Source organism: Streptomyces sp. NPDC057682 (genome assembly GCF_042799575.1).
GTDB lineage: Bacteria > Actinomycetota > Actinomycetes > Streptomycetales > Streptomycetaceae > Streptomyces.
Genome location: NZ_JBHVIN010000025.1, coordinates 16,932 through 40,629 on the forward strand (window position 1 = coordinate 16,932; position 23,698 = coordinate 40,629).

26 protein-coding genes are annotated in these 23,698 nt (G+C 72.6%); 14 read left to right on the plus strand and 12 right to left on the minus strand.

Going from position 1 to position 23,698, the window contains the following annotated elements; translation table 11 throughout:
• Nucleotides 1-30: 30 nt before the first annotated feature.
• From ACFVDM_RS34805 to hutH, 5 genes are all read left to right on the plus strand, one after another.
• Complete coding sequence (locus ACFVDM_RS34805) at nt 31-894, plus strand: biotin--[acetyl-CoA-carboxylase] ligase (protein ID WP_383650191.1); 864 nt, start codon at nt 31-33, stop codon at nt 892-894.
• 121 nt (nt 895-1,015) lie between these two features.
• Nucleotides 1,016-2,200 (plus strand): adenylate/guanylate cyclase domain-containing protein, encoded by a 1,185-nt coding sequence (locus ACFVDM_RS34810; RefSeq protein ID WP_383650193.1) that lies wholly within the window; start codon nt 1,016-1,018, stop codon nt 2,198-2,200.
• Between the two features lie 82 nt (nt 2,201-2,282).
• On the plus strand, nt 2,283-3,095 hold the full coding sequence (locus ACFVDM_RS34815; protein WP_383650195.1) for an enoyl-CoA hydratase/isomerase family protein: 813 nt from the start codon (nt 2,283-2,285) through the stop codon (nt 3,093-3,095).
• 94 nt (nt 3,096-3,189) lie between these two features.
• Nucleotides 3,190-4,356, plus strand: a complete 1,167-nt coding sequence (locus tag ACFVDM_RS34820) for a diguanylate cyclase domain-containing protein (protein WP_383650197.1) — start codon at nt 3,190-3,192, stop codon at nt 4,354-4,356.
• A 69-nt stretch (nt 4,357-4,425) separates the two neighbouring features.
• Nucleotides 4,426-5,976 carry a histidine ammonia-lyase gene (gene hutH / locus ACFVDM_RS34825; RefSeq protein ID WP_383650198.1) on the plus strand — a complete coding sequence of 517 codons (1,551 nt, stop codon included), beginning with the start codon at nt 4,426-4,428 and terminating at the stop codon, nt 5,974-5,976.
• Nucleotides 5,977-6,046: 70 nt separating this feature from the next.
• On the opposite strand, the gene ACFVDM_RS34830 is transcribed toward hutH, so the two are convergent.
• Nucleotides 6,047-6,337 (minus strand): hypothetical protein, encoded by a 291-nt coding sequence (locus ACFVDM_RS34830; protein ID WP_383650200.1) that lies wholly within the window; start codon nt 6,335-6,337, stop codon nt 6,047-6,049.
• A 551-nt stretch (nt 6,338-6,888) separates the two neighbouring features.
• On the opposite strand from ACFVDM_RS34830, the gene ACFVDM_RS34835 reads away from it, so the two are divergent.
• The 3 genes from ACFVDM_RS34835 to ACFVDM_RS34845 all read left to right on the plus strand — a co-directional run bounded on the left by ACFVDM_RS34835 (nt 6,889) and on the right by ACFVDM_RS34845 (nt 10,541).
• Complete coding sequence (locus ACFVDM_RS34835) at nt 6,889-8,160, plus strand: Ig-like domain-containing protein (RefSeq protein WP_383650202.1); 1,272 nt, start codon at nt 6,889-6,891, stop codon at nt 8,158-8,160.
• Between the two features lie 163 nt (nt 8,161-8,323).
• Nucleotides 8,324-9,793 (plus strand): ABC transporter permease, encoded by a 1,470-nt coding sequence (locus tag ACFVDM_RS34840; RefSeq protein WP_383650204.1) that lies wholly within the window; start codon nt 8,324-8,326, stop codon nt 9,791-9,793.
• Between the two features lie 64 nt (nt 9,794-9,857).
• A complete protein-coding gene (locus ACFVDM_RS34845) occupies nt 9,858-10,541 on the plus strand; it encodes an ABC transporter ATP-binding protein (protein WP_383650206.1) in 684 nt (227 codons plus the stop codon).
• A 104-nt stretch (nt 10,542-10,645) separates the two neighbouring features.
• On the opposite strand, the gene ACFVDM_RS34850 is transcribed toward ACFVDM_RS34845, so the two are convergent.
• Nucleotides 10,646-11,134, minus strand: coding sequence for an RDD family protein (locus ACFVDM_RS34850; protein ID WP_383650483.1), 489 nt, complete (start codon nt 11,132-11,134; stop codon nt 10,646-10,648).
• 362 nt (nt 11,135-11,496) lie between these two features.
• On the opposite strand from ACFVDM_RS34850, the gene ACFVDM_RS34855 reads away from it, so the two are divergent.
• Both ACFVDM_RS34855 and gdhA read left to right on the plus strand, forming a co-directional pair.
• A complete protein-coding gene (locus ACFVDM_RS34855) occupies nt 11,497-11,667 on the plus strand; it encodes a hypothetical protein (protein ID WP_383650208.1) in 171 nt (56 codons plus the stop codon).
• A gap of 351 nt (nt 11,668-12,018) precedes the next feature.
• Entirely contained in the window at nt 12,019-13,398 is a 1,380-nt protein-coding gene (gene gdhA / locus ACFVDM_RS34860) for an NADP-specific glutamate dehydrogenase (protein WP_383650210.1), read from the plus strand.
• Between the two features lie 93 nt (nt 13,399-13,491).
• Here the strand turns inward: gdhA and ACFVDM_RS34865 are convergent, their stop codons facing one another.
• From ACFVDM_RS34865 to ACFVDM_RS34885, 5 genes are all read right to left on the minus strand, one after another.
• Nucleotides 13,492-13,881 (minus strand): YrdB family protein, encoded by a 390-nt coding sequence (locus ACFVDM_RS34865; RefSeq protein WP_383650212.1) that lies wholly within the window; start codon nt 13,879-13,881, stop codon nt 13,492-13,494.
• Nucleotides 13,881-14,477: a dihydrofolate reductase family protein gene (locus ACFVDM_RS34870; protein WP_383650214.1), complete on the minus strand. Its 597-nt coding sequence runs from the start codon at nt 14,475-14,477 to the stop codon at nt 13,881-13,883. The genes ACFVDM_RS34865 and ACFVDM_RS34870 overlap by 1 nt, the downstream gene beginning before the upstream one ends.
• Before the next feature lie 147 nt (nt 14,478-14,624).
• The gene (gene msrA, locus ACFVDM_RS34875) at nt 14,625-15,290 is read right to left on the minus strand and encodes a peptide-methionine (S)-S-oxide reductase MsrA (RefSeq protein ID WP_383650216.1); all 666 of its coding nucleotides are present in this window, start codon (nt 15,288-15,290) and stop codon (nt 14,625-14,627) included.
• Nucleotides 15,291-15,366: 76 nt separating this feature from the next.
• Complete coding sequence (locus ACFVDM_RS34880) at nt 15,367-15,489, minus strand: hypothetical protein (RefSeq protein WP_383650218.1); 123 nt, start codon at nt 15,487-15,489, stop codon at nt 15,367-15,369.
• A 69-nt stretch (nt 15,490-15,558) separates the two neighbouring features.
• On the minus strand, nt 15,559-16,662 hold the full coding sequence (locus ACFVDM_RS34885; RefSeq protein WP_383650220.1) for a hypothetical protein: 1,104 nt from the start codon (nt 16,660-16,662) through the stop codon (nt 15,559-15,561).
• Between the two features lie 66 nt (nt 16,663-16,728).
• Here ACFVDM_RS34885 and ACFVDM_RS34890 point away from each other — a divergent pair, with 66 nt between their 5' ends.
• The gene (locus ACFVDM_RS34890; protein WP_383650222.1) at nt 16,729-17,874 is read left to right on the plus strand and encodes a cystathionine gamma-synthase; all 1,146 of its coding nucleotides are present in this window, start codon (nt 16,729-16,731) and stop codon (nt 17,872-17,874) included.
• Between the two features lie 67 nt (nt 17,875-17,941).
• On the opposite strand, the gene ACFVDM_RS34895 is transcribed toward ACFVDM_RS34890, so the two are convergent.
• The 4 genes from ACFVDM_RS34895 to ACFVDM_RS34910 all read right to left on the minus strand — a co-directional run bounded on the left by ACFVDM_RS34895 (nt 17,942) and on the right by ACFVDM_RS34910 (nt 19,535).
• Nucleotides 17,942-18,133, minus strand: a complete 192-nt coding sequence (locus ACFVDM_RS34895) for a DUF1059 domain-containing protein (RefSeq protein WP_383650224.1) — start codon at nt 18,131-18,133, stop codon at nt 17,942-17,944.
• Between the two features lie 74 nt (nt 18,134-18,207).
• On the minus strand, nt 18,208-18,456 hold the full coding sequence (locus ACFVDM_RS34900) for a hypothetical protein (protein WP_383650226.1): 249 nt from the start codon (nt 18,454-18,456) through the stop codon (nt 18,208-18,210).
• Nucleotides 18,453-18,947, minus strand: coding sequence for a sigma factor-like helix-turn-helix DNA-binding protein (locus ACFVDM_RS34905; protein WP_383650228.1), 495 nt, complete (start codon nt 18,945-18,947; stop codon nt 18,453-18,455). The genes ACFVDM_RS34900 and ACFVDM_RS34905 overlap by 4 nt, the downstream gene beginning before the upstream one ends.
• A 60-nt stretch (nt 18,948-19,007) precedes the next feature.
• A complete protein-coding gene (locus tag ACFVDM_RS34910; protein ID WP_383650230.1) occupies nt 19,008-19,535 on the minus strand; it encodes a MarR family winged helix-turn-helix transcriptional regulator in 528 nt (175 codons plus the stop codon).
• A gap of 156 nt (nt 19,536-19,691) precedes the next feature.
• Between ACFVDM_RS34910 and ilvA the strand changes: the two genes are divergently transcribed.
• The 3 genes from ilvA (at nt 19,692) to ACFVDM_RS34925 (ending at nt 23,021) form a co-directional block, all read left to right on the plus strand.
• Nucleotides 19,692-20,921 (plus strand): threonine ammonia-lyase, encoded by a 1,230-nt coding sequence (gene ilvA, locus ACFVDM_RS34915; RefSeq protein ID WP_383650232.1) that lies wholly within the window; start codon nt 19,692-19,694, stop codon nt 20,919-20,921.
• A 241-nt stretch (nt 20,922-21,162) separates the two neighbouring features.
• Entirely contained in the window at nt 21,163-22,176 is a 1,014-nt protein-coding gene (locus tag ACFVDM_RS34920; RefSeq protein ID WP_383650234.1) for an ATP-binding cassette domain-containing protein, read from the plus strand.
• A complete protein-coding gene (locus tag ACFVDM_RS34925; RefSeq protein ID WP_383650236.1) occupies nt 22,173-23,021 on the plus strand; it encodes an ABC transporter permease in 849 nt (282 codons plus the stop codon). Before ACFVDM_RS34920 ends, ACFVDM_RS34925 begins: the two co-directional genes overlap by 4 nt.
• 69 nt (nt 23,022-23,090) lie before the next feature.
• Here the strand turns inward: ACFVDM_RS34925 and greA are convergent, their stop codons facing one another.
• Nucleotides 23,091-23,588 (minus strand): transcription elongation factor GreA, encoded by a 498-nt coding sequence (gene greA / locus ACFVDM_RS34930; protein WP_383650238.1) that lies wholly within the window; start codon nt 23,586-23,588, stop codon nt 23,091-23,093.
• Nucleotides 23,589-23,698 lie beyond the last annotated feature (110 nt).

Consider the following 23,698-nt stretch of genomic DNA (forward strand, 5'->3'; position numbering starts at 1 on the left):
GCGTCGTTTGACACACCTAGGGTGGCTTGCATGACTCCCTCGGATGCGCCACACAGCCGTTGGTCGGACCTGGACCGGCCGCCCCTCAACCTCGCCGCGCTGCGGCGCGGACTGCTGCGGCCGGACGGGCTGTGGACCGCGTTGGACGTGGTCGAGTCCACCGGTTCCACCAACTCCGACCTCGCCGCGCGGGCCGGTTCCCTCACCGAGGGCACCGTCCTGGTCGCCGAGGAGCAGACCGCCGGACGGGGCCGGCTGGACCGCGCCTGGTCGGCCCCGGCCCGCTCCGGCCTCTTCTTCTCGGTGTATCTGACCCCCGGCGACGTACCGATGGGGCGGTGGGGCTGGCTGCCGCTGCTCACCGGGGTCGCGGTCGCCACCGGGCTGGCCCGCTCGGCCGGGGTCGACACGGCACTGAAATGGCCCAACGACCTGCTGGTCACCGTGGACGGCGGGGAACGCAAGGCCGGCGGCATCCTCGCCGAACGGGCCGGCGAGGGCGTCGTCGTCGGCATCGGCCTCAACGTCTCCCTGCGCGCGGACGAACTGCCCGCCCCCACCGCCGGCTCGCTCGCCCTCGCCGGAGCCGTCTCCACCGACCGCGAGACGCTGCTGCGGGCCGTCCTGCGCTCCCTGGAGCAGTGGTACGGGCAGTGGAAGGCGGCCGACGGCGACGCGGCGGCCAGCGGGCTCCAGGCGGCCTACGCGGCGGGCTGCGCCACCCTCGGCCGGACCGTGCGCGCCCAGCTCCCCGGCGACCGCACCCTCACCGGGGAGGCGGTCGCGATCGACGGCGACGGCCGGATCGTCCTGTCCACCGGTGACGGACTGCGCGCGCCGGTCTCCGCCGGTGACATCGTGCACCTGAGGGGCGCGGGCGGCGGTCTGACCTGACCCGGGTGCCCGTTCCCGTCCCGACGCGACGACGTGAGGTAGGGCACACCTGCCGTATCGTTGAGGCGATCCACCGACAGATCGGCAGGGCAGTGCGCAGGGAACGGGCAGGAGGCGGCTGGTGACCGTCGACGACACGAACTCCGGTGCGGGCGAGCAGCCCCCGCCGGGCCCCTCGGTCCACGCGACACCGCATCACGACGTCGACCACACGGCCGAGCCGACCGACGATCCGCTCGCGATCCGGCTGGAGGCGCTCATCCTGGGCGCCGACCGGCGCTACACCCCCTTCCAGGCAGCCCGGACCGCCGGCGTCTCCATGGACCTCGCCTCCCGGTTCTGGCGGGCCATGGGCTTCGCGGACATCGGCCAGGCCAAGGCGCTCACCGAGGCGGACGTCCTGGCCCTGCGGCGGCTCTCCGGTCTGGTCGAGGCCGGACTGCTCAGCGAGCCGATGGCGATCCAGGTGGCCCGGTCGACCGGCCAGACCACCGCCCGGCTGGCCGAATGGCAGATCGACTCCTTCCTGGAGGGGCTCACCGAGCCGCCCGAGCCGGGCATGACCCGCACCGAGGTCACGTATCCGCTGATCGAGCTGCTGCTGCCCGAGCTGGAGGAGTTCCTGGTGTACGTGTGGCGGCGCCAGCTGGCCGCCGCCACCGGCCGGGTCGTCCAGGCCGCCGACGACGAGGAGATGGTCGACCGGCGCCTCGCAGTCGGCTTCGCCGACCTCGTCGGCTTCACCCGGCTCACCCGGCGCCTGGAGGAGGAGGAGCTGGGCGAGCTCGTCGAGTCCTTCGAGACCACCTGCGCCGACCTGGTCGCCGCACACGGCGGCCGGCTCATCAAGACCCTCGGCGACGAGGTCCTCTTCGCCGCGGACGACGCCGGGACCGCCGCCGAGATCGCGCTGCGCCTGATCGAGGCGATGACCCAGGACGAGACGATGCCGGCCCTGCGCGTGGGCATCGCCTTCGGCACGGTCACCACCCGGATGGGCGATGTCTTCGGGACCACGGTGAACCTCGCCAGCCGGCTGACCTCCATAGCCCCGAAGGACGCGGTGCTGGTGGACGGTGCCTTCGCCGAGGAGCTGACCCGGACCGGCGACGCCCCCGTCTCCGAGGCGCGGGCCGCCCAGGAGGCGGCGGCCGCCGCCGAACGGGCCGAGAAGGAGGGCGCGGAGGGCCACGAGCCCGCCCCGCTGCCCACCTACCGCTACGGGCTCCAGCCGATGTGGCAGCGCCCGGTCCGCGGCCTCGGCATCGTCGAACCCTGGCTCCTGGCCCGCCGCGGCACCTCCTGACACCGCCCCGATCCCTTCCGGGGCGGGGCTCTAGGATCCTTCCGATAACGCTCGTTAACGCGTCGATCTGAGGGGTGCAGTCATGACGGTCACGTCCGAGCAGCGGTTCGGGGAGTTCGTCGTCGTACGGAGCCGCGAGGGCCTGGAGCACGTCGCCGAGCTGGTCCTCGACCGGCCGAAGGCCATGAACGCCGTGTCCACGGACATGGCGCGCTCGATCACCGCCGCCTGCGCCGCGCTGGCCGCCGACCCGGCGGTGCGGGTCACGGTGCTCAGCTCCAGCCACGAGCGCGCCTTCTGCGTGGGCGCGGACCTCAAGGAGCGCAACTCCTTCACGGACGCCGATCTGCTGCGCCAGCGGCCCGTCACGCGCGCCGCCTACACCGCCGTGCTGGAGCTGCCGATGCCGACGATCGCGGCCGTGCACGGCTTCGCGCTCGGCGGCGGCTTCGAGCTGGCCCTGTCCTGCGATCTGATCGTGGCCGACCCGACCGCGCTGGTGGGGCTGCCCGAGGTGTCCGTGGGGGTCATCCCGGGCGGCGGCGGCACCCAGCTGCTGCCGCGCCGGATCGGGGCGGCCCGCGCCGCCGAGCTGGTCTTCACCGCCCGGCGGGTGGAGGCGGCCGAGGCCCGCGCGCTCGGGCTGGTCGACGAACTGGTCGGCACGGGCGAGGACCGGGCCGAGGCGCTGGCCCTGGCCGGCCGGATCGCCGCCAACTCCCCGGTCGGGCTGCGGGCGGCCAAGCGGGCCCTGCGGCTGGGGCACGGCCTCGATCTGCGGGCGGGACTGGAGGTCGAGGACGCCGCGTGGCGCTCGGTGGCCTTCTCCGGCGACCGGGCGGAGGGTGTGGCCGCGTTCAACGAGAAGCGGAAGCCGAACTGGCCCGGCGAGTGACGGACATCACGTTCGGTGAGGTTTCGGCGACGCACCGTATCCAAAGAAAGCGGTCAACTGATCAAAGTGCCCGAAATCTCCCTAAACTGGGGTGATGGGTGGTGACGATGCGCGACTGCGGTCCGTGGTTTCCCTGGCGCAGGCGATGGCCGCGGCGCACACCCCTCGCGGGTGCTGGCGGGCCGCGGCCCTCGGCGCGTGCGAGGCGCTGGGCGGCTCCTTCGCCGCGCTCTCGGTCTGGGAGCGCGGGCCCGGCCGGCTGAGGGTCCTGGTCAACGCGGGTGCGCGGGCCGAGGGGGAGGAGGAGTTCCCCGAGGACGAGACCTACCCGGTCCACCAGTTCCCGGAGATCACCGAGTTCCTGCACGAGCGGTGGGCGGGCGGTGGCGAGCCGGACGCGTGGGTGGAGACCGCCGACGAACCGGACGGGCCGGCGGCCGCGGGTGTGCGCGGATACGGGCGCGGCTACTGCCACCAGCGGGTGACGGCCCTGCGGCGGCGGGGCCGCGGCAGCTGTGTCGTCGCGCCGATCGTCCTGCACGGGCGGGCCTGGGGCGAGCTGTATGTGGCCCGCCCGCTGGGGGAGCCGGTGTTCGGCCGCCGGGACGCGGACTTCGCCACCGTGCTGGCCGCCGTGGCCGCCGCCGGGATCGTGCAGACCGAACGCCTGGAGGAGGTGCGCAAGCTCGCCTTCACCGATCCGCTGACGGGCCTGGCCAACCGGCGGGCCGTGGACATGCGGCTGGACGAGGCGGTGGAGCGGCACCGGGCGGACGGTTCCGTGGTGAGCCTGGTCGTCTGCGACCTCAACGGTCTCAAGCGGGTCAACGACACCCAGGGGCATGCCGTCGGCGACCGCCTGCTGGAACGTTTCGGCTCGGTGCTCTCGCGCTGCGGGGCGATGCTCCCGGGGGCGCTCGCGGCCCGGCTCGGCGGGGACGAGTTCTGTCTGCTCGCGGTGGGCCCCGAGGCGGACGAGGTGGTCGCGGTGGCCACGGAGCTGTGCGACCGGGCCGCCGAGATGGAGTTGGGCGACGGGGTCGCCTGCGGGCTCGCGTCCACCGGCGACCCGATCGGGCCGGACGTCTCCGGCCGCCGGCTCTTCCGGCTGGCGGACGCCGCCCAGTACCGGGCCAAGGCCGCCCGCTCCGCCCGGCCCGTGGTGGCGGGCCGCGACAACGAGGTCATCCGGCTCGCGGACTCCCCGCCGCCCTCGCCGCACGACCGCCGCAGGCTGCGCGGGAACCGTCCGGAGGGCTGAGCCCGGGGTAAGGGGTCAACCCGCCGACCGCTAGTGACATGAAGGGTTTCAATCCGTACGCTTCTGAATATGGATATGCATACAGTCGTGGTGGGGACGTCCGGCACCACCGCACAGGACGTCATCGCCGTGGCCCGCGGCAACGCCCGGGTCGAGCTCTCCGCCGCCGCGGTGGGCGCCCTGGCCGCCGCCCGCGAGATCGTGGACGCGCTCGCCGCGAAGCCCGAACCGGTCTACGGCGTCTCCACCGGATTCGGCGCGCTGGCCAGCCGCCACATCAGCCCGGACCTGCGCGCCCGCCTCCAGCGCAACATCGTCCGCTCGCACGCCGCCGGGATGGGCCCGCGGGTCGAGCGCGAGGTCGTCAGGGCGCTGATGTTCCTGCGGCTGAAGACGGTCGCCTCCGGCCGCACCGGCGTCCGGCCGGAGGTCGCGCAGACCATGGCGGACGTACTGAACGCCGGGATCACACCCGTCGTTCACGAGTACGGATCGCTCGGCTGCTCCGGCGATCTGGCCCCGCTCTCGCACTGTGCGCTGACCCTCATGGGCGAGGGGGACGCGGAGGGCCCCGACGGGACCGTGCGCCCCGCCGGTGAACTCCTCGCCGCCCACGGCATCACCCCGGTCGAACTGCGCGAGAAGGAGGGCCTGGCCCTTCTCAACGGCACCGACGGCATGCTCGGCATGCTCGTGATGGCCCTCGCCGACCTGCGCGCCCTCTACACCTCGGCCGACATCACCGCCGCCCTCTCCCTGGAGGCCCTGCTCGGCACGGACAAGGTCCTCGCCCCCGAGCTGCACGCCATCCGCCCGCACCCCGGCCAGGGCGCCAGCGCGGACAACATGCTGCGGGTGCTGGCCGGTTCGGGCCTGACCGGTCACCATCAGGACGACGCGCCGCGCGTCCAGGACGCCTACTCCGTGCGCTGCGCGCCCCAGGTCAACGGCGCGGGCCGGGACACCCTCGCGCACGCCGCGACCGTCGCCGACCGCGAACTGGCCGCCGCCGTCGACAATCCGGTCGTCCTTCCCGACGGCCGGGTCGAGTCCAACGGGAACTTCCACGGGGCCCCGGTCGCGTACGTCCTGGACTTCCTCGCGATCGCCGCCGCCGACCTCGGCTCGATCACCGAGCGCCGCACCGACCGGCTGCTCGACAAGAACCGCTCGCACGGGCTCCCGCCCTTCCTCGCCGACGACGCCGGGGTCGACTCGGGCCTGATGATCGCCCAGTACACCCAGGCCGCCCTGGTCAGCGAGATGAAGCGGCTGGCCGTCCCCGCGTCGGCGGACTCCATCCCGTCCTCCGCGATGCAGGAGGACCACGTCTCCATGGGCTGGTCGGCCGCGCGCAAGCTCCGTACGGCCGTCGACAACCTCGCCCGGATCATCGCCGTCGAGCTGTACGCGGCGACCCGGGCGATCGAGCTGCGCGCCGCACAGGGGCTGACCCCGGCGCCCGCCTCCCGCGCCGCGATCGAGGCGCTGCGGGCGGCCGGGGCCGAGGGCCCGGGGCCGGACCGCTTCCTCGCGCCGGACCTGGCCGCGGCGGACGCCTTCGTGCGCTCCGGCGGCCTGGTGGCGGCCGTCGAGCCGGTCACGGGCCCGCTGGCCTGAGTCCCGCCGCAACGGGAAAGCGGCCACCGGACGGATCCGGTGGCCGCTTCCGCGATGCGGGGGCGGGTGCTCAGCGCACCGGGCGTGGCTCCGTCCGGCGGGCCGAGCGCACGGCGAAGCCGGCACCGGCGCCCAGGAACGCCATGCCGCCCAGCAGATAGGGCGTCGTGTCGAAACCGGGCCCGTTCTCGGCGAGCGCAGTGGCGCCCGGACCGGCCTGGGCGGACGCGGCCGTGGGGATCTCGGGGCCGGGCGCTCCGGAACGGTCCCCGTCGGCATGGGCGGACGGGACGAACCACAGCGCGCACAGCAGCGTTCCCGCGGCGGTCGCGGTGAGCAGGGGGCGGCGGGGGATGGCCAAGGAAATCGTTCTCCCTCAAGACAGCCGTGGAAGGAGGGGGCGGCCCAAGTGCCGGGCCCCCTCGGGCCTGTTGCGGCGATGCTAGTGAACGTCGCGGGCCCCGGGAAAGGGCGCGGAGGGGGCGGTGACGCGGCGCGTGGGATCAGGGGCCCGCACACGTTCCAGGACGTCCCGGTTCGCACTCTTTCAGGTGGAAATGGTGAGGGACATCACGGACGTCTGCGGACGGTGTCCGCCCCGTCACCCGACCCGCCGGAGCCCGTACGCATACCGGCATCCGGGGCGGGGAAGGCGAGCAGCCGGAGAGGGACGCGGCAACGGTGCCGCTTTCGGTGTCCCGCACAATGGGGAGGAACGGAGCCAGGCGGTGGACCGGCGGAGACACCGGAGCCGGCCACGGGAACCGCCGCCCCCGTCACCGCGTCGATGAGTGGTGTTCCCCACATCGAAGACGCATGTGGAACGGGTGACCCATTACGGGGGTTCTGGAACATTGAGGGGTAGTGCCGGTCGACGGCCTTGCTCGGGGTTTTTCGGGGATTTCGGCAACGATGGAGAAGCGTGTGATGACGGACAGCAAGCGGCGCAAGGGCCTCGTGGCCGCGTCCGCACTGCTCGGCGGCGTACTGGTGCTCTCGGCCTGCAACGACAGCGACGGTGACAGCGGCGGGGCGGCTCCCGCCGCCTCGACGCAGTCGCAGGCGGCCGACGTCGACAAGGCCGCGGCGCAGGAGACCTCCGAGGCCCAGATAACGATCGCGCCGAAGAACGGTGCGACGAACGCGAGCATCAACAACGCCGCCAAGGTCTCCGTCACCAAGGGCACGCTGACGTCCGTCGAGATGACGACGGCCGCCGGCGCGGCGGTCAAGGGCACGATCTCCGCCGACGGCACCAGCTGGAAGCCGGACGTCCAGCTGGAGCGCTCCACCACGTACAAGATCACCGCGACGGCGAAGGACGCCAAGGGCCGCGAGGCCCACGAGAACTCCTCCTTCACCACCGTCTCGCCCGCCAACAGCTTCATCGGGAACTTCACCCCCGAGGACGGCTCCACGGTCGGCGTCGGCATGCCCGTCTCGATCAACTTCAACAAGGCGATCACCGACAAGAAGGCCGTCCAGGCCGGCATCACGGTGACGTCCAGCAGCGGCCAGGAGGTCGTCGGCCACTGGTTCAACTCCCAGCGGCTCGACCTGCGCCCGCAGGACTACTGGACGGGCGGCTCCACCGTCACGCTGAAGCTCGCCCTGGACGGCGTCGAGGGCGCGGACGGCGTCTACGGCGTCCAGCAGAAGACCGTCACCTTCAAGATCGGGCGCAACCAGGTCTCCACGGTCGACGCCAAGACCCACATGATGACCGTCACCCGGGACGGCAAGACGGTCAAGACCATCCCGATCTCCGCGGGCTCGCCCGACAACCCCACGTACAACGGCCAGATGGTGATCTCCGAGAAGTACAAGGAGACCCGGATGAACGGCGCCACCGTCGGCTTCACGGACGACGACGGCAAGGGCGAGTACGACATCAAGGACGTGCCGCACGCCATGCGGCTCTCCACGTCGGGCACCTTCATCCACGGCAACTACTGGGGCAAGGGCATCTTCGGCAAGGTCAACACCAGCCACGGCTGCGTCGGCCTCGCCGACGTCCAGGGCGCCGGCGACCCCAACCAGGCCGCCGCCTGGTTCTACAACAACTCGATGATCGGCGACGTCGTCATCGTCAAGAACTCCCCGGACAAGACGATCCAGCCCGACAACGGCCTCAACGGCTGGAACATGAGCTGGGCCCAGTGGACGGCGGGCTCCGAGGCCTGATCCGCCTCCCCGCTCCCCAGCCGGAACCCCACCCCGTACGCCGGAGGCGGCGGCGCCCGGTCCCCCGAGGACCGCGGTGCCGCCGCCTCCGGCGTACGCGTTCTCATCCGGCTCTCATCGCGGCCTTAACCCACCATCACGCGCGCTCCCTAGCCTCGCGCCCATGTTCTTCACCTACCTCCGGCGCGAACTGCGCCGCCGCAGAAAGGCGGCGCTCGTCGTCGCCTCCGGGCTCGCCCTCGGCATCGCGCTGGTCATCATCGTGAGCTCGGTCTCCTCGGGCATGAGCAAGGCCCAGGACAAGGTCCTGGAATCCCTGTACGGCCTCGGTACGGACATGACCGTCACGAAGGCCGCGGCGGCGCCCGGCTCCGGAGGAACGGACCGGCCCCGGTTCCAGTTCGACGCCAAGGACGGCGACGACGACACGACGCAGAGCACGGACCGGGTCATGGTCCAGGGCTTCCAGTCGCTGGCCGCCTCCACCGTCGACCAGGTGGGCAAGCAGACCGGCGTCGCCGACGCCGTCGGCGGGCTGAGCCTGACGGTCATGAAGGTCGACGGCCAGTTCAAGCGCGGCGAGTTCAAGCAGCAGGAGGGCGGCGCGTCCCAGGGCGGCGGCCGCGGCGGGTTCGGCGGCGGCTCCGGCCAGCCGCAGGGCGAGGTCCAGGGCGGCGGCGCCTCCTTCGACGTCAACTCCTACACCGTGTACGGCACCGACGTCACCCGGCAGGACCTCGGCCCGCTCACCTCGTCGAAGATCACCGCCGGACGCACCTTCAAGACCACCGAGACCGACGCGAAGGTGGCCGTCGTCGACGCCGCGTACGCCAAGGAGAAGTCCCTCGCGGTCGGCAAGTCCCTGACGATCCACGGCACGAAGTTCTCCGTCATCGGCGTCTCCACCGCCGACAGCGGTGACGCGGCGGCCAACGTCTACGTCCCGCTCCAGCAGGCGCAGACCCTCGCCGACGCGAAGGACAAGGTCACCACGGTCTATGTGAAGGCCACGGACTCGCAGAAGATCGACAGCGTCAAGTCGGCCATCCAGAAGAACATCTCCGGCACCACGGTCACCACCTCGGCCGATCTCGCCGACACCGTCTCCGGCTCCCTGTCCACCGCCTCCGACCTCGCCGCCGGCGTCGGCAAGTGGCTCTCCGTCGCCGTCCTCGCCGCCGCCTTCCTCGTCGCGGGCCTCCTCACCTCCTCCGCCGTCAGCCGCCGCGTCCGCGAGTTCGGCACGCTCAAGGCCCTCGGCTGGAGGAGCGGCCGGGTCACCCGCCAGGTCATCGGCGAGGCCCTCGTCAACGGCCTCATCGGCGGTGTCCTCGGCATCGCGGTCGGCCTGGCCGGCGCGTACGCCGTCACCGCCGCCAGCCCCACCCTCACCGCCGAACTCGGCTCCTCCGGCGGCGGGATGCGCGGCGGCCCCATGGGCGGCGGGATGGGCGGCCCCGGCCGGCAGAGCGCGTCCAAGGCCCTGGACATCGCGCTGACCGCACCGGTCTCCCTCTCGGTCATCCTGACCGCCGTCGGCCTGGCCGTCGCGGGCGGACTGATCGCGGGTGCCTTCGGCGGCTGGCGCGCCTCCCGGCTCCGTCCCGCGGACGCGCTGCGCCGGGTCGAGTAGCCCGAGCCTCCTCACCCGTCACCCGTCGCGCGACACGCGCCCACCGTCCAGCAGGAGTTGGCCCATGTACACCCTTCACGGCGTCACCAAGCAGTACACCCGGGGAAAGTCCACCGTCCACGCGCTCGCCGGCGTCGACCTCACCATCGAGGACGGCGGCCGCCTCGTCATCCAGGGACCCACCGGCGGCGGCAAGTCCACCTTGCTCCAGATGCTCGGCGGCCTGGACCGGCCCACCGCCGGCACGGTCGAGCTCGACGGGGTGGACCTCGCCGGGCTCAGCGAGGCCAGGCTCACCAAGGTGCGCGCCGAGAACATCGGATTCGTCTTCCAGAGCTTCAACCTCATCCCGACGCTCACCGCCCAGGAGAACGTCGAGACCGCCCTCGTCCCGCTCGGCGTCAAGGCGTCCGAGCGGCGCACCCGGGCCGCCGAGGCGCTCGACTCCGTCGGCCTCGGCGAACGGCTCGGCCATCTGCCCAGCGAGATGTCCGGCGGCCAGCAGCAGCGCGTCGCCATCGCGCGGGCCCTGGTCAAGCGGCCCAAGGTGCTGCTCGCCGACGAGCCCACCGGCAACCTCGACGAGTCGATGCGCGACGAGATCATGGAGGTGCTGGAGACCCTGTGGAAGGAGCACGGACTCACCTTCGTCATGGTCACCCACGACAGCGCGATCGCCCGCCGCGCACCGCGGCTGGCCACCATCCGCAAGGGCAAGGTCACCATCACGGAGAACGCGGCGGCCTGAAGCGGGGGAGGGGGAGTGTGCCTCCGGTCGGCCTCATCCGCCCTCCGGTCGGCCGCCTCCGCCCCGTCCGCCCCCTGTGCCCCGTCCGCCGGGGCGGAGGGGGCTCAGCCAGTCCGGGCCCGGCCGGTGAGGGCCGCCGCCCGGCGGAACGCCGCGAGATCGCCCCGGCGGACCTGGCGCAGCCCCAGCGGGTCGTCCGGGGCGAGATGCTCCGCGAGGCCCTGGCCGCCGTGCGGGCCGCCCGTACCGGCGTACGGGCCCCCGCCGCCGGTGCGGGCGGCCCGCAGCCCGTACCAGGGCCGCAGGGGCAGCCAGCACAGCCCGTACAGCCAGCGCAGCGCCAGCCGGCCGGGGCCGGGGCGCCGGACCTCCGGCAGGCTCACCACCCGGATGTCCATGATCAGCTTCCCGGCGCCGCCGCCGAAGCAGGCGGTGAGCAGCACCTGGTTCAGGAAGGACAGCGCGAGCACCGGCCCGGCCAGCAGCGCCGCCGCCTCGGCGGCCGGCACGCCGTCCACGTACGGCCTGGCCAGCAGTCCCGCCGGGACCACGCACAGATAGCAGTCGAGGCCGACCGCGAGGAAGCGGCGCATCTCGCCGGCCCGGGGCGGTGTGCGGGGCCCGGGGCGTGCGGCCGTCCCGTACCCGGCCGCACGGGGGGCCGGGCCGGAACCGGGGCTTCTGCGGTGCCCCCGTAACGGTGTCATGCGCGAATCATGTCCGATCCCCCCGTGCCGCGTCCCGCGGTCCGCCCGGAGCGTCGCGCACGGACGCGGGGCCGCACGGCCGCTCGGCCGCACGGGACGGCGGGCACCCCGGGGGGTGCAGCAGGCTCCACCCCCGGTCCGGGGGCCCGGCACCTCGTGGCGCGGCGCGTGCGCCGGAAGCATGGAGGAAGAGGCGAGGCCCGGTCCGGTCGGCGGATCACGGCCCGCCCGTACCCCCTGGAGGAACCGTGAAATCGCTGCTGTGGACCGTGCTCGTCGGGGCGGTCGCCGCCAATGTCGCGTTCAACTTCCTCGTGGAGCAGGACGCCCTCTCCACCGTGCTGAGCGCCGTCTCCGGATCCGTGTTCCTCGTGGCGGGGGTGGGGCTCTGGATGACACGAGGGGCCCACGAGGAGTGACGGGCGCACTGTCCGACCTCACAGTGGCCTCCGGCGCGTTGTGAGGTTCACCACTTCGGAGGGATCCCGGCCGCCGCCGCAACCCGGCCATTGCTGCCCGGAACCGGCCTCGCACAAGGCCGTTGGCCAGGTACCGAGCCCCTCGGGGCGGGATCACCATGTGGATGGCGCGGGCCTTTCCGCCGGGCCACTGGGACAATCGGTATGCCACAACGGTCCTGTACGCCGCATGCGTGAGCGCGGTAATGCGCGAAGTCCCGGCGACGCCCTCAATGGGGAGGGGGACCTGGCGCGCCCCCCGGGACGGGGGCGCCCTCGCGTTCGAGCCGACCCATGGAAGGTCTTGATCAGATGACGGTCAGCCCTGACTCCGCAATCCCCCACGCTGCCGAGAACCGGATCATCGAGCCGCTGTACGCCGAAGTCCTCCGCCGCAATCAGGGCGAGAAGGAGTTCCACCAGGCCGTACGGGAGGTCCTGGAGACCCTCGGCCCGGTGCTCGCGCAGCGCCCGGAGTTCGTGGACGCCCGGATCATCGAGCGCATATGCGAGCCGGAGCGCCAGCTCATCTTCCGGGTGCCGTGGTCGGACGACTCGGGCGACATCCATGTGAACCGCGGCTTCCGGGTCGAGTTCAACAGCTCGCTCGGCCCGTACAAGGGCGGACTGCGCTTCCACCCCTCGGTCAACCTCGGCATCGTGAAGTTCCTCGGCTTCGAGCAGATCTTCAAGAACGCCCTCACCGGCATGCCCATCGGCGGCGGCAAGGGCGGCGCGGACTTCGACCCGAAGGGCCGCTCGGACGCCGAGATCATGCGGTTCTGCCAGTCCTTCATGACCGAGCTGCACCGCCACCTCGGTGAGTACACCGACGTGCCCGCCGGTGACATCGGCGTCGGCGGCCGTGAGATCGGCTATCTCTTCGGCCAGTACAAGCGCATCACCAACCGGTACGAGTCCGGTGTCCTCACCGGCAAGGGCCTCGGCTGGGGCGGCGCGCTGGTGCGCACCGAGGCGACCGGTTACGGCTGCGTCATGTTCACCGCCGAGATGCTGCGCAGCCGGGGCGAGTCCCTGGACGGCCAGCGCATCTCCGTCTCCGGCTCCGGCAACGTCGCGATCTACGCGATCGAGAAGGCCCAGCAGCTCGGCGCTACCGTGGTCACCGCGTCCGACTCCGGCGGCTACGTCGTCGACGACAAGGGCATCGACCTCGACCTCCTCAAGGAGATCAAGGAGCAGGGCCGCGGCCGGATCTCCGAGTACGCCGAGCGGCGCGGCTCGCACGTGAAGTACGTCGAGGGCACGGGCGTCTGGAACGTCCCCGTCGACGTCGCCCTGCCCTGCGCCACGCAGAACGAGCTGCACGAGGCCGACGCCGTGGCCCTCGTCCGGGGCGGTGTGAAGGCCGTCGCGGAGGGCGCCAACATGCCCACCACCCCCGAGGCCGTCCGGGTCCTCCAGGACGCCGGCGTCGCCTTCGCCCCCGGCAAGGCCGCCAACGCGGGCGGGGTCGCCACCAGCGCCCTGGAGATGCAGCAGAACGCCTCGCGCGACTCCTGGACCTTCGCCCACACCGAGGAGCGGCTGGCGGAGATCATGCGCCACATCCACGACTCCTGCTACACCACGGCGGAGCGCTACGGCACCCCCGGCAACTACGTCGTCGGCGCGAACATCGCCGGCTTCGAGCTGGTCGCCGAGGCGATGCTCGCGCAGGGCCTCATCTGACCCCTGCGGCCGTCTTCGCAGCCGTACGGACGCACCGACGGGCCCGGGACCCCTTTCGAGGGTGTCCCGGGCCCGTCGGCCTTTCCGAGGCGCCTACCCGGCGGCGGGCCGCCGCCGGAACGTCTCCGCGAGCGCCGTGTTCACCACGACCACCACGCCCGTCACGGCCGCCGCCACCGGATGCCCGACCCCGTACAGCGCGAGCGCGCCCCCGCCCAGGACCACGGCCTTCACGGCGAGCACCCCGGCGAGCGGCGGCCGGAACCGGGCCCGGGGCGCCGCGAACAGCCCCCACAGCGCGACGGCCGCCCCGGTCACCACGACCCCCAGCGCCACCCCGGGCAGGCCGCCGTCCCCACGGTCGTACCCCCACCAGAACAGGCAGCCCAGCGCCACCAGCTCCAGGACGAACGCCAGGCCCTCGTTGGCCGCCCACCAGGGCCGGCCCGCCACCGACGGGACGACCGGCGTCTGCGGGGGCATCAGCCGCCCGCCCGCGTGTACGTGAGGAACAGCGCCCCGCTCTTCAGCACCGTATGGTCCACGAGCTCCCAGGTGCGCGGGTCGAAGGCGGCCTCGCGGGAGAACAGCGGAATCCCGTTGCCGACGGTCAGCGGACCGACCTTCAGGATCAGCGCGTCGATCTCCCCGTACAACGACTCCGCCAGCCCGGCCCCGCCCAGCAGCCAGATGTCCTTGCCCTCCTGCCGCTTCAGCTCCCGCACCGTCTCCACCGGATCGTCCGCGACCAGCTCCACCCGCGGGTCGGGGCTCTCCTTCAGAGTCCGCGAGAACACCAGGTGCCGCAGATGCGGATACGCGTCCGTGACCCCGGCAGCCAGCCCGATCCCGTAGCTCTTCCGCCCCTCCAGCACCGTGTCGAACCGCGTCCCCTCCGCCGTCACCGACAGCGCCTCCCGCGCCGGCCCCGGCAGCGTCTCCGGGTACTCGGCGACCAGGTGCGCGATGTAGTCCTCCGGCACGGGCCAGAACCCGCCCGGCCCCGTCGGGTCCGCCCCGTCCGGTCCCGCGATGAAACCGTCGAGCGTGGTGGCGATGTAGTAGACGAGCCTGCGCATGCGGATCCCTTCCCCGTGGATGCCCTGTCACCGTGCCGTGCGGGCATATGACTGCCCGGTGATCATGGCCTCCGGTCGCCGGTGCGATCAACAGGTCGCGGCGGCGGGGTTTCTGACGGGCATTCAAGGGATCCCCGGTTCCGGGTCTCAGCCCTCCGCCGGCGCCACCCCGATCGGGCAGCTCACGCCCGTGCCGCCGATGCCGCAGTAGCCCGCCGGGTTCTTGTCGAGGTACTGCTGGTGGTCCGGTTCGGCGGGCCAGAAGGTGCGGCCGTCGGCGGGAAGGATCTCGGTGGTGATGTCGCCGTGGCCGGAGGCGGTCAGGACGCGCTGGTACGCCTCGCGGGAGGACGCGGCCGCTTCGGCCTGGGCGGGGGAGTGGGTGTACACGGCGGAGCGGTACTGGGTGCCGACATCGTTGCCCTGGCGGAAGCCCTGGGTGGGGTCGTGGGACTCCCAGAAGAGCTTCAGCAGCTCGGCGTACGAGACGACGGACGGGTCGAAGACGACGCGGACGGCCTCGGTGTGGCCGGTCAGGCCGGAGCACACCTCTTCGTACGCGGGGTTCTCGGTGTAGCCGCCCTGGTAGCCGACGAGGGTCGTCCAGACGCCGTCGGTCTGCCAGAACTTGCGCTCGGCGCCCCAGAAACAGCCCAGGGCGAAGTCGGCGACCTCCAGGCCCTCCGGGTAGGGGCCCACCAGCGGGTTGCCCAGCACGGTGTGCCGGGACGGGACGGTGAACTCGGGGACCGGACGGCCGCGCAGGGCCTCCTCCGGGGTGGGGAGCTGCGGGGTGCGGCGGTGCAGGAACATACGGGGGCTCCTCCTGGGTCGGCGTGCTGTCCGTACAACGCACCGGGACCGCCCCGGATTCCTGCCCGGGGCGTGGTCAGCGGCCCGGACCCGCCTCGTCCGACTCCATGGACGCGACATAGGCCGACGCCCGCTTGCGGGCCTTGAACCAGAAGTAGAGGCCGAGGCCGATCAGGAGCAGGGGGACGAGGCGTGCCACGGGGATACCGGTCCTTGGTGTCGGGGGCGGTGCGTGGCCCCCACCGTCGCACACCGGCCGGCGGCACCACTACCTCGGCAGCGTCGCCGGGCTTCCGCCGTTCGCCTCGTAGCCCGCGACCGCCAGGGCCCGGTACACCGTGTACTCGGCCGCCGGGTCGGAGCTCTCCGTCCACGGCAGGGCGCCCACGTGGCCGTCGATGTGGACGAGCTGGGCCATCGCCTCCGCCCAGCGCTCCATGCGGACCAGGAAGAGGACGAGGAGGTGGCGGACGTGGGCGAGCATCGGGTCGTCGGGGCGGGCGGAGTGGACGGCGTACATCGCGCCCTCCACGGCGCGGGTGACGACCTGGCTCTGGTAGAAGCCGCGCACGAAGTTGACCTCCGGCAGGTGCTCGTACACCGCGAAGAGCGGCAGCGCGGCCAGCAGGGAGCCCTGGGGGGCGCGGGCGGCCGCCGCGGTGGCGAAGGCGTCGGCCTCCTCGCGGGAGCCGTGCCACTTCTCGCACCAGAAGTGCAGGGCCGCGATGTGGGCGCCCATATGGGCCGGGGCGCGGTCGATGATCTTCGCCCAGAGCCGGTCGAACTCCTCGTGGGAGTAGCCCAGTCCGCGGGCCACGGCCAGCTCGGCCAGATACGGGACCGGATCGCCCGGGGCCAGCAGGGCCGCCTCCGCCGCGACCGTACGGGCCTCCTCCAGGATGATCCGGAAGTCGTCCGTGCCCGCCGTCGAGGACCGCCAGGCCTGCTGCACCAGGAACTCCGCGTGCACCGCCGCCGCACCCGCGTCCTTCGGGGCCTCGGACCGCCACGCGCGCAGCCACGCCCCGCCGACGCCCGGCTGCCGCATCAGCTCCAGCGAGGCGGCCCCGGCGAAGGCCTGCACCCGCTGCCAGCGGACCTCGCCCTCCTTCGGCGTCCCTGCGAGCAGCTGGGAGGCCGCCTTCCAGGACCGGGTGTGCTGGACCACGTCCAGGACGTCGAGGAGATCCTGGTCCGGGCCCGGCATCCGGATGTCCAGCTCCTCCTGGCGCACGAAGCCGTAGGTGTCCGGATCGGCGGCGTCCGGCGACCCCGGAGCCACCTGGCGGACACCGCCCCGGCGACGCAGCACGAAGGGACCGATCACCGCCGCGAGCATGCACAGCGCGAGCAGGAACCACAGAATCTCCATGCCCCCATTGTCACCGGACGGCCGGGTGGCCCGTGAGGGCCCTCCTGACGAACTACGCTCGGCCCCATGAGCGACCAGCACAGCTTCGAGACCCTCGCGATCCACGCGGGCAACACCGCCGATCCCCTCACCGGCGCCGTGGTCCCGCCCATCTACCAGGTGTCCACGTACAAGCAGGACGGCGTGGGCGGGCTGCGCGGCGGCTACGAGTACAGCCGCAGCGCCAACCCGACCCGGACCGCCCTGGAGGAGAACCTCGCGGCCCTGGAGGGCGGCCGCCGCGGACTCGCCTTCGCCTCCGGCCTCGCCGCCGAGGACTGCCTGCTCCGTACGCTGCTGACCCCCGGCGACCACGTGGTCATCCCGAACGACGCCTACGGCGGCACGTTCCGGCTGTTCGCGAAGGTCGCCTCGCGCTGGGGCGTGGAGTTCTCGGTCGCCGACACCTCCGACGTGGCCGCCGTACGGGCCGCGATCACCCCGCGCACCAAGGCCGTCTGGGTGGAGACCCCCTCCAACCCGCTGCTGGGCATCACCGACATCGCGGCCGTCGCCGCCGTCGCCCGCTCCGCCGGGGCCCGCCTCGTCGTCGACAACACCTTCGCGAGCCCCTACCTCCAGCAGCCGCTCGCGCTCGGCGCCGACGTGGTCGTGCACTCCACCACCAAGTACATGGGCGGTCACTCCGACGTCGTCGGCGGCGCGCTGATCGTCAACGACCCGGACCTGGCCGAGGAGCTGGCGTATCACCAGAACGCGATGGGAGCCGTCGCCGGGCCGTTCGACGCCTGGCTGGTGCTGCGCGGCATCAAGACGCTCGCCGTCCGCATGGACCGGCACTGCGAGAACGCCGCCAAGGTGGCCGAGCTGCTGACCCGCCACCCCAAGGTCACCCGGGTCCTCTACCCCGGGCTCCCCGAGCACAAGGGCCACGAGACCGCCGCCAAGCAGATGAAGGCCTTCGGCGGCATGGTGTCCTTCCGCGTCGAGGGCGGTGAGGAGGCGGCCGTCGCGGTCTGCGACCGGGCGAAGCTCTTCACGCTCGGTGAGTCCCTGGGCGGTGTCGAGTCGCTGCTGGAACACCCCGGCCGGATGACCCACGCCTCCGCCGCCGGCTCCCCGCTGGAGGTCCCCGCCGACCTGGTCCGCCTCTCCGTCGGCATCGAGAACGCCGACGACCTGCTGGCCGACCTCACCCAGGCCCTCGGCTGAGCCCGACCGCGCAGCGGAAGGGGGCGGGACCGGCCGCACGGCCGGTCCCGCCCCCTTTTTCCACGGCTCAGGCCGGAACCTTCTCGTCCTCCAGCGACGCCCTGATCTGCTCGCGCAGTTCGGGACTGTCGGTGTGTTCGTGCACCGAGACCGCGTGCTCGGTCGCGGCCCGTACGACCTCGTCCTCCTCGCCGGAAATCGCCAGCGAGCAGTTCGACACGCTCGGATACTTGCGGCAGTCAGCGATCTTCCTCGTCATCACAGCCTCCTCGGCCGGTGGTGCCGCTCCTCTCCAGGATAGATCGGATCATCCGGCCCGAAACGGGGCGGACGTCACCATTCCAGCGGAGGGGTCGTCTCGGCCGGCGGCGCGTGCCACGGCTGGACCGTCACCGCCCAGACCGTGAACGCCACCACGACGGCGGTCGCCGTCAGCAGCCACAGCCGGCGCAGCACCCGCCGTCTGCGCAGCCGTCCGGAGCCCCGCCGCGCCGCTCGCGCCGCCAGATCGGCCGGCACCTGCGGATGCGGGGTGTCCAGCATCCGCCGGACCTCGTCCTCCCGGCGCCCGGTCCCGCTCATCGGGCCGCCCGCAACTGCCCGGGGTGGCGCCGCCGTTCGGTCGGTGTCCGGGTGCCGCGCATGGTGGCCACCGAGCGGTTGCAGACCGCGCGGATCCGGTCCGCCGGCACCCCGAGCAGGGCGGCGGTCTGCTCCTCGGGCACACCCTCGTACAGGCGCAGGACCAGCACCAGCCGCTCCTGCGGGGTCAGCCGGTCCAGCAGCCCGCCGCGCGGCCGGTGGTGGCGCCAGGCCTCCCGGGCGAAACGGGTGGCCAGATCCTGACGGGTGCGGTTGTACGGATCCTCGCCGTGCAGCCGGTCCCATTCCGCGTACGTCCGGGACAGCGCGTCCGTCAGCAGCCGCAGCGCCCGGGGATGCGCGTCGGGAGGGTCCGCCGGCTCGGCGGTGAGCAGGGTGGCGGTGTGCAGCAGCCGGCCCGCCGCGCCCGCCACGAAGGCATCGAACTCCTGGGCGCGGCGCCGCTCGCGGCCCGCCTGACGCTCTCGCACGGGTCCATCGCAACGCCCCGCGGTCCCGGGGTCAACCCCCGGGAGGCGGAAGGCGGTTGATCAGCTCGATGGAGGCTGGTGGGCGGCCTGCCGGGCGGCGAGCGCCGCGTTGAACCGAGTGAGGAGCGTGCAGAAGGTGTCCCGCTCGTCCTCGGTCCACTCGTCCGTCACCTGGGACATCAGCGCGCGCCGCGACTCCCGCACCTCCTCCAGCCGGGCCTGGCCGCGCGGCGACAGCTGGAGCACGACCGCGCGCCCGTCCTCGGGGTGCGAGGTGCGCTTGACCAGGCCGGTGTCCACCAGCGGCGCGACCTGGCGGGTCACCGTCGACGAGTCGATCCCCATCCCGGCGGCCAGCGCCTTGACGCCCATCGGGCCTTCCCGGTCCAGCCGGTTGAGCAGCAGATACGCGGCCCGGTCCATGGAATTGCGCACCTGGCCGACACCGCCGAGGCGGGTCTGCTCGGCACGCCGGGCGAAGACCGCCACCTGGTGCTGCAGAACGTCGAGCAAGTGGTCGTGACCCGGGTTCTCCGGGGCTGCGCCCCCGGAAGGAGACGCGGCAGTCGTCATGTCCTGAGGGGGCATGGCCGGGGGCTCTCTTCGTGCGGTGTCGGATGGGTGGGGGACAGAGTACGCGGCCCCGGGGCAACGTGTGCCAGTGCTGCACAAACCTGTGGACATCGACGCAGTACGGCCCGGCGGGCGGCGGCGACGGCCCCGGGAGGCTGGAAGACTTGCGGTATGAACTACCTTCCGCCCGGCCGCTTTCCCTCGGTGATCCTCGACGACGTCAGGGGAGCGCAGAAGATGCTCGCCGGGGTCTCCCGGGTCACGCCGCTGGAGGGCAGCCGCCATCTGTCCGGGCTGGTGGGCGCGCCCGTCCGCTTCAAGTGCGAGAACCTCCAGCGGACCGGTTCGTTCAAGCTGCGCGGTGCGTACGTGCGCATCTCGGGGCTGACCCCGGTCGAGAAGGCCGCCGGCGTCGTCGCGGCGAGCGCCGGGAACCACGCGCAGGGCGTCGCGCTCGCCTCCTCGCTCCTCGGGGTGCGCTCGACGGTCTTCATGCCGGTCGGGGCGCCGCTGCCGAAGGTCGCGGCGACCCGGGAGTACGGGGCGCGGGTGCGGCTGCACGGCCATGTGGTCGACGAGACGCTGGCCGCCGCGCAGGAGTACGCCGAGGAGACCGGCGCGGTCTTCATCCACCCCTTCGACCACCCCGACATCATCGCGGGGCAGGGGACCGTGGGGCTGGAGATCCTGGACCAGTGCCCCGAGGTGCGGACGATCGTCGTCGGCATGGGCGGCGGCGGGCTCGCGGCCGGGATCGCCGTCGCGGTCAAGGCGGTCCGGCCCGAGGTGCGGATCGTCGGGGTGCAGGCGGCGGGAGCGGCCGGCTATCCGCCCTCGCTGGCGGCCGGGCATCCGGTGTCGGTCCGCTCGCTCCAGACGATGGCGGACGGCATCAAGGTCGGCCGCCCCGGAGACGTGCCGTTCCGCATCGTCCAGGAGCTGGTCGACGAGGTCGTCACGGTCACCGAGGACGAGCTGTCCAGTGCCCTGCTGCTCTGTCTGGAGCGGGCCAAGATGGTGGTGGAGCCGGCCGGGGCCAGCCCGGTGGCGGCGCTGCTCGGGGATCCCGGGGCGTTCCGGGGACCGGTCGTCGCGGTGCTGTCCGGCGGCAATGTGGACCCGCTGCTGATGCAGCGCATCCTCACCCACGGCATGTCGGCGGCCGGCCGCTATCTGAGCCTGCGGCTGCGGCTGACCGACCGCCCCGGCGCGCTGGCGACCATGCTCGGGGTGCTCACGGTGGCCGACGCCAACGTCCTGGACGTCAGCCATGTGCGGACCGATCCGCGCCTCGGGCTCACCGAGGCCGAGGTGGAGCTGCACCTGGAGACCAAGGGCCCCGAACACTGCGAGGAGGTCGCCGAGGCGCTGCGCGGGGCGGGGTACCGGGTGATGTCCTGAGGGCGGGGTGCGGGGTGACGGTCCGGGGGAGAGGTGCCGCGTGATGGCCCGGGGAGGGGTGCCCCGGAGGTTCCCGGCACACCTCTCTTGTGAGTCGCGATGTATCGCGATACCGTCCGGATGTCCGGAGCCTTCGGCCGCGGACGTACGCATGTGCGTCTCGCGTGTTCACCGGGCGCGGAAACCCGGGCAAATCTAGGATCTGTGAGGAAGTCACCCGAACGCACTGGGGGAACCCCGTATGCCAGGCGCCATCTACGCCGAAGGTCTCGTGAAGACCTTCGGAGACGTGCGAGCCCTCGGCGGCGTCGACCTCGACGTGCCGGAAGGCACCGTCCTCGGACTCCTCGGCCCCAACGGAGCCGGCAAGACGACCGCCGTACGCGTCCTCACGACGCTGCTCAGGCCCGACAGCGGCAGCGCCTTCGTCGCGGGCATCGACGTCCTGAAGAAACCCAACGAGGTGCGGCGCTCCATCGGGCTCTCCGGCCAGTTCGCCGCCGTCGACGAATACCTCACCGGCCGCGAGAACCTCCAGATGGTCGGCCAGCTCTACCAGATGTCCGCACGCGACGCGAAGGCGCGGGCCGTCGAGCTGCTGGAGCGGTTCAACCTCTCCGACGCGGCCGACCGCACGGCCAAGACGTACTCCGGAGGTATGCGCCGCCGCCTCGACCTGGCGGCGGCGCTCGTCGTCTCCCCGCCGGTCATGTTCATGGACGAACCCACCACCGGACTCGACCCGCGCAACCGCCAGCAGCTCTGGGACGTCATCGAGGAACTGGTCGCCGGCGGCACGACCCTGCTGCTGACCACCCAGTACCTGGAGGAGGCCGACCGCCTCGCCCACGACATCTGCGTCATCGACCACGGACTCGTCATCGCCCGGGGCACCTCCGACGAGCTCAAGGCCCGCACCGGAGGCGAACGCGTCGAGGTCGTCGTCCAGCGGCGCCAGCAGATCGACCCCGCCCGCGAGGTCCTGACCCGTCTCGGCAAGGGCGCCGTCGCCGTCGTCCCCCACATGCGCAAGCTCACCGTCCCGGTCGACGGCGGCGCCAAACTGCTCGCCGAGGTCATCCGCGACCTCGACGCCCGGGGCGTGGAGATCGACGACATCGGGCTGCGCCGCCCCACCCTCGACGACGTGTTCATCTCCCTCACCGGCCACGCCGCCGAGCAGGAGCGGAACGACGACAACGACGCGGACGGGCCGGAGAGCCCGTCCGCCACCAGGACGGAGGCCGCGCGATGACCGCCGTGACCCGGACCCCCGCAGCCGTCCCCCGGGGCGGCGGAGGAGTCGGCCAGTCCGTCCGCGACTCGCTGGTCATCGCCCGCCGCAATCTGATCCGGATGACCCGGATCCCCGAAGTGGTCCTCTTCGGACTCATCCAGCCGATCATGTTCGTGGTGCTCTTCAGCTACGTCTTCGGCGGCTCGATGAACATCGGCGGCTCCACGGACCCCACCGTCTACCGCAACTTCCTGATGGCCGGGATCTTCGCCCAGACCGTCACCTTCGCCACCGCCGGCGCCGGGGCCGGCATCGCCGACGACATGCACAAGGGGCTCGTCGACCGCTTCCGCTCCCTGCCCATGGCACGCGGCGCCGTCCTCACCGGCCGCACCCTGGCCGACCTCGTGCAGACCATGTTCACCGTGCTGGTCCTCACGATCGTCGCCCTGATCGTCGGCTGGCGGATCCACGAGGGCGTCCCCAAGGCGCTCGGCGCCTTCGGGCTGCTGCTCCTCCTCGGCTACGCCTTCTCCTGGATCGGCGCCCTGATCGGCCTCTCCGTCCGCACCCCGGAGGCGGCCACCTCCGGCGGGCTGATCTGGCTCTTCCCCGTGACGTTCATCTCGAACGCCTTCGTGGACTCCAGCCAGATGGCCGGCTGGCTCCAGCCGATCGCCGACTGGAACCCCTTCAGCGCCACCGTCCAGGCCTGCCGGGTCCTCTTCGGCAACCCCGGGGTCTCCACCTCGGACGCCTGGCCGATGCAGCACCCCGTCTGGGCCTCGCTGATCTGGTCCGCCGTGATCATCGTGGTCTTCCGGACCCTGGCCGTACGGAAGTACCGCTCGGTGGCCGTCTGAGCACGGGCCCACGGAAGAGCCCCGGCCGCCAGGGAGGCGGCCGGGGCTCTCGCGTACGGGGGACGCGGATCAGCCGGAGTACGGCTTCGCCGACAGGATCTTCACCGTGGCGGTCCGGCCGTTGGGCAGCTCGTACTCGGCGTTGTCGCCGGTGCGCTTGCCGTTCACGCCCATGCCGAGCGGCGACTGCGGCGAGTAGGTCTCGATGTCCGCGCTCGCGTACTCGCGGGAGGCCAGGAGGAAGGTCACGGTGTCGTCCTCGTCGCCGTCGAAGGCGATCGTGACGACCATGCCGGGCTCGACCACGCCGTCGTCGGCCGGCGCCTCGCCGACCTTCGCGTGCTCCAGGAGCTGGGTCAGCTGGCGCACCCGGAGCTCCATCTTGCCCTGCTCCTCCTTGGCCGCGTGGTACCCGCCGTTCTCTCGCAGGTCGCCCTCCTCACGGGCCGCCGCGATCTTGACGGCGATCTCCGTGCGCGCGGGACCAGACAGGTACTCCAGCTCGGCCTTGAGCTGGTTGTACGCCTCCTGCGTGAGCCAGGTGACGTTTTCGCTGGTCTGGGTCACAGGGTGCTCCTCGTCGGTACTTGGGAAATACAAAGCAACGCCCTGCCCCGCAAACATCGCGTTCACGGGTGGGCGAAACCACGAGCCTAACAATTCGGCGGGAAAAGGGG

Coding starts and splice junctions, on each gene's coding strand:
- ACFVDM_RS34835 (WP_383650202.1), top strand. CDS start 6,889: ATGGAGAAGCGTGTGATGACGGACAGCAAGCGGCGCAAGGGCCTCGTG.
- ACFVDM_RS34895 (WP_383650224.1), bottom strand. CDS start 18,133: ATGACGAGGAAGATCGCTGACTGCCGCAAGTATCCGAGCGTGTCGAAC.
- ACFVDM_RS34920 (WP_383650234.1), top strand. CDS start 21,163: ATGCCAGGCGCCATCTACGCCGAAGGTCTCGTGAAGACCTTCGGAGAC.
- ACFVDM_RS34805 (WP_383650191.1), top strand. CDS start 31: ATGACTCCCTCGGATGCGCCACACAGCCGTTGGTCGGACCTGGACCGG.
- hutH (WP_383650198.1), top strand. CDS start 4,426: ATGGATATGCATACAGTCGTGGTGGGGACGTCCGGCACCACCGCACAG.
- ilvA (WP_383650232.1), top strand. CDS start 19,692: ATGAACTACCTTCCGCCCGGCCGCTTTCCCTCGGTGATCCTCGACGAC.
- ACFVDM_RS34900 (WP_383650226.1), bottom strand. CDS start 18,456: ATGAGCGGGACCGGGCGCCGGGAGGACGAGGTCCGGCGGATGCTGGAC.
- msrA (WP_383650216.1), bottom strand. CDS start 15,290: ATGTTCCTGCACCGCCGCACCCCGCAGCTCCCCACCCCGGAGGAGGCC.
- ACFVDM_RS34910 (WP_383650230.1), bottom strand. CDS start 19,535: ATGCCCCCTCAGGACATGACGACTGCCGCGTCTCCTTCCGGGGGCGCA.
- ACFVDM_RS34890 (WP_383650222.1), top strand. CDS start 16,729: ATGAGCGACCAGCACAGCTTCGAGACCCTCGCGATCCACGCGGGCAAC.
- ACFVDM_RS34850 (WP_383650483.1), bottom strand. CDS start 11,134: ATGCGCCGCTTCCTCGCGGTCGGCCTCGACTGCTATCTGTGCGTGGTC.
- ACFVDM_RS34820 (WP_383650197.1), top strand. CDS start 3,190: ATGGGTGGTGACGATGCGCGACTGCGGTCCGTGGTTTCCCTGGCGCAG.
- ACFVDM_RS34840 (WP_383650204.1), top strand. CDS start 8,324: ATGTTCTTCACCTACCTCCGGCGCGAACTGCGCCGCCGCAGAAAGGCG.
- ACFVDM_RS34870 (WP_383650214.1), bottom strand. CDS start 14,477: ATGCGCAGGCTCGTCTACTACATCGCCACCACGCTCGACGGTTTCATC.
- ACFVDM_RS34925 (WP_383650236.1), top strand. CDS start 22,173: ATGACCGCCGTGACCCGGACCCCCGCAGCCGTCCCCCGGGGCGGCGGA.
- ACFVDM_RS34845 (WP_383650206.1), top strand. CDS start 9,858: ATGTACACCCTTCACGGCGTCACCAAGCAGTACACCCGGGGAAAGTCC.
- ACFVDM_RS34865 (WP_383650212.1), bottom strand. CDS start 13,881: ATGCCCCCGCAGACGCCGGTCGTCCCGTCGGTGGCGGGCCGGCCCTGG.
- ACFVDM_RS34815 (WP_383650195.1), top strand. CDS start 2,283: ATGACGGTCACGTCCGAGCAGCGGTTCGGGGAGTTCGTCGTCGTACGG.
- ACFVDM_RS34885 (WP_383650220.1), bottom strand. CDS start 16,662: ATGGAGATTCTGTGGTTCCTGCTCGCGCTGTGCATGCTCGCGGCGGTG.
- gdhA (WP_383650210.1), top strand. CDS start 12,019: ATGACGGTCAGCCCTGACTCCGCAATCCCCCACGCTGCCGAGAACCGG.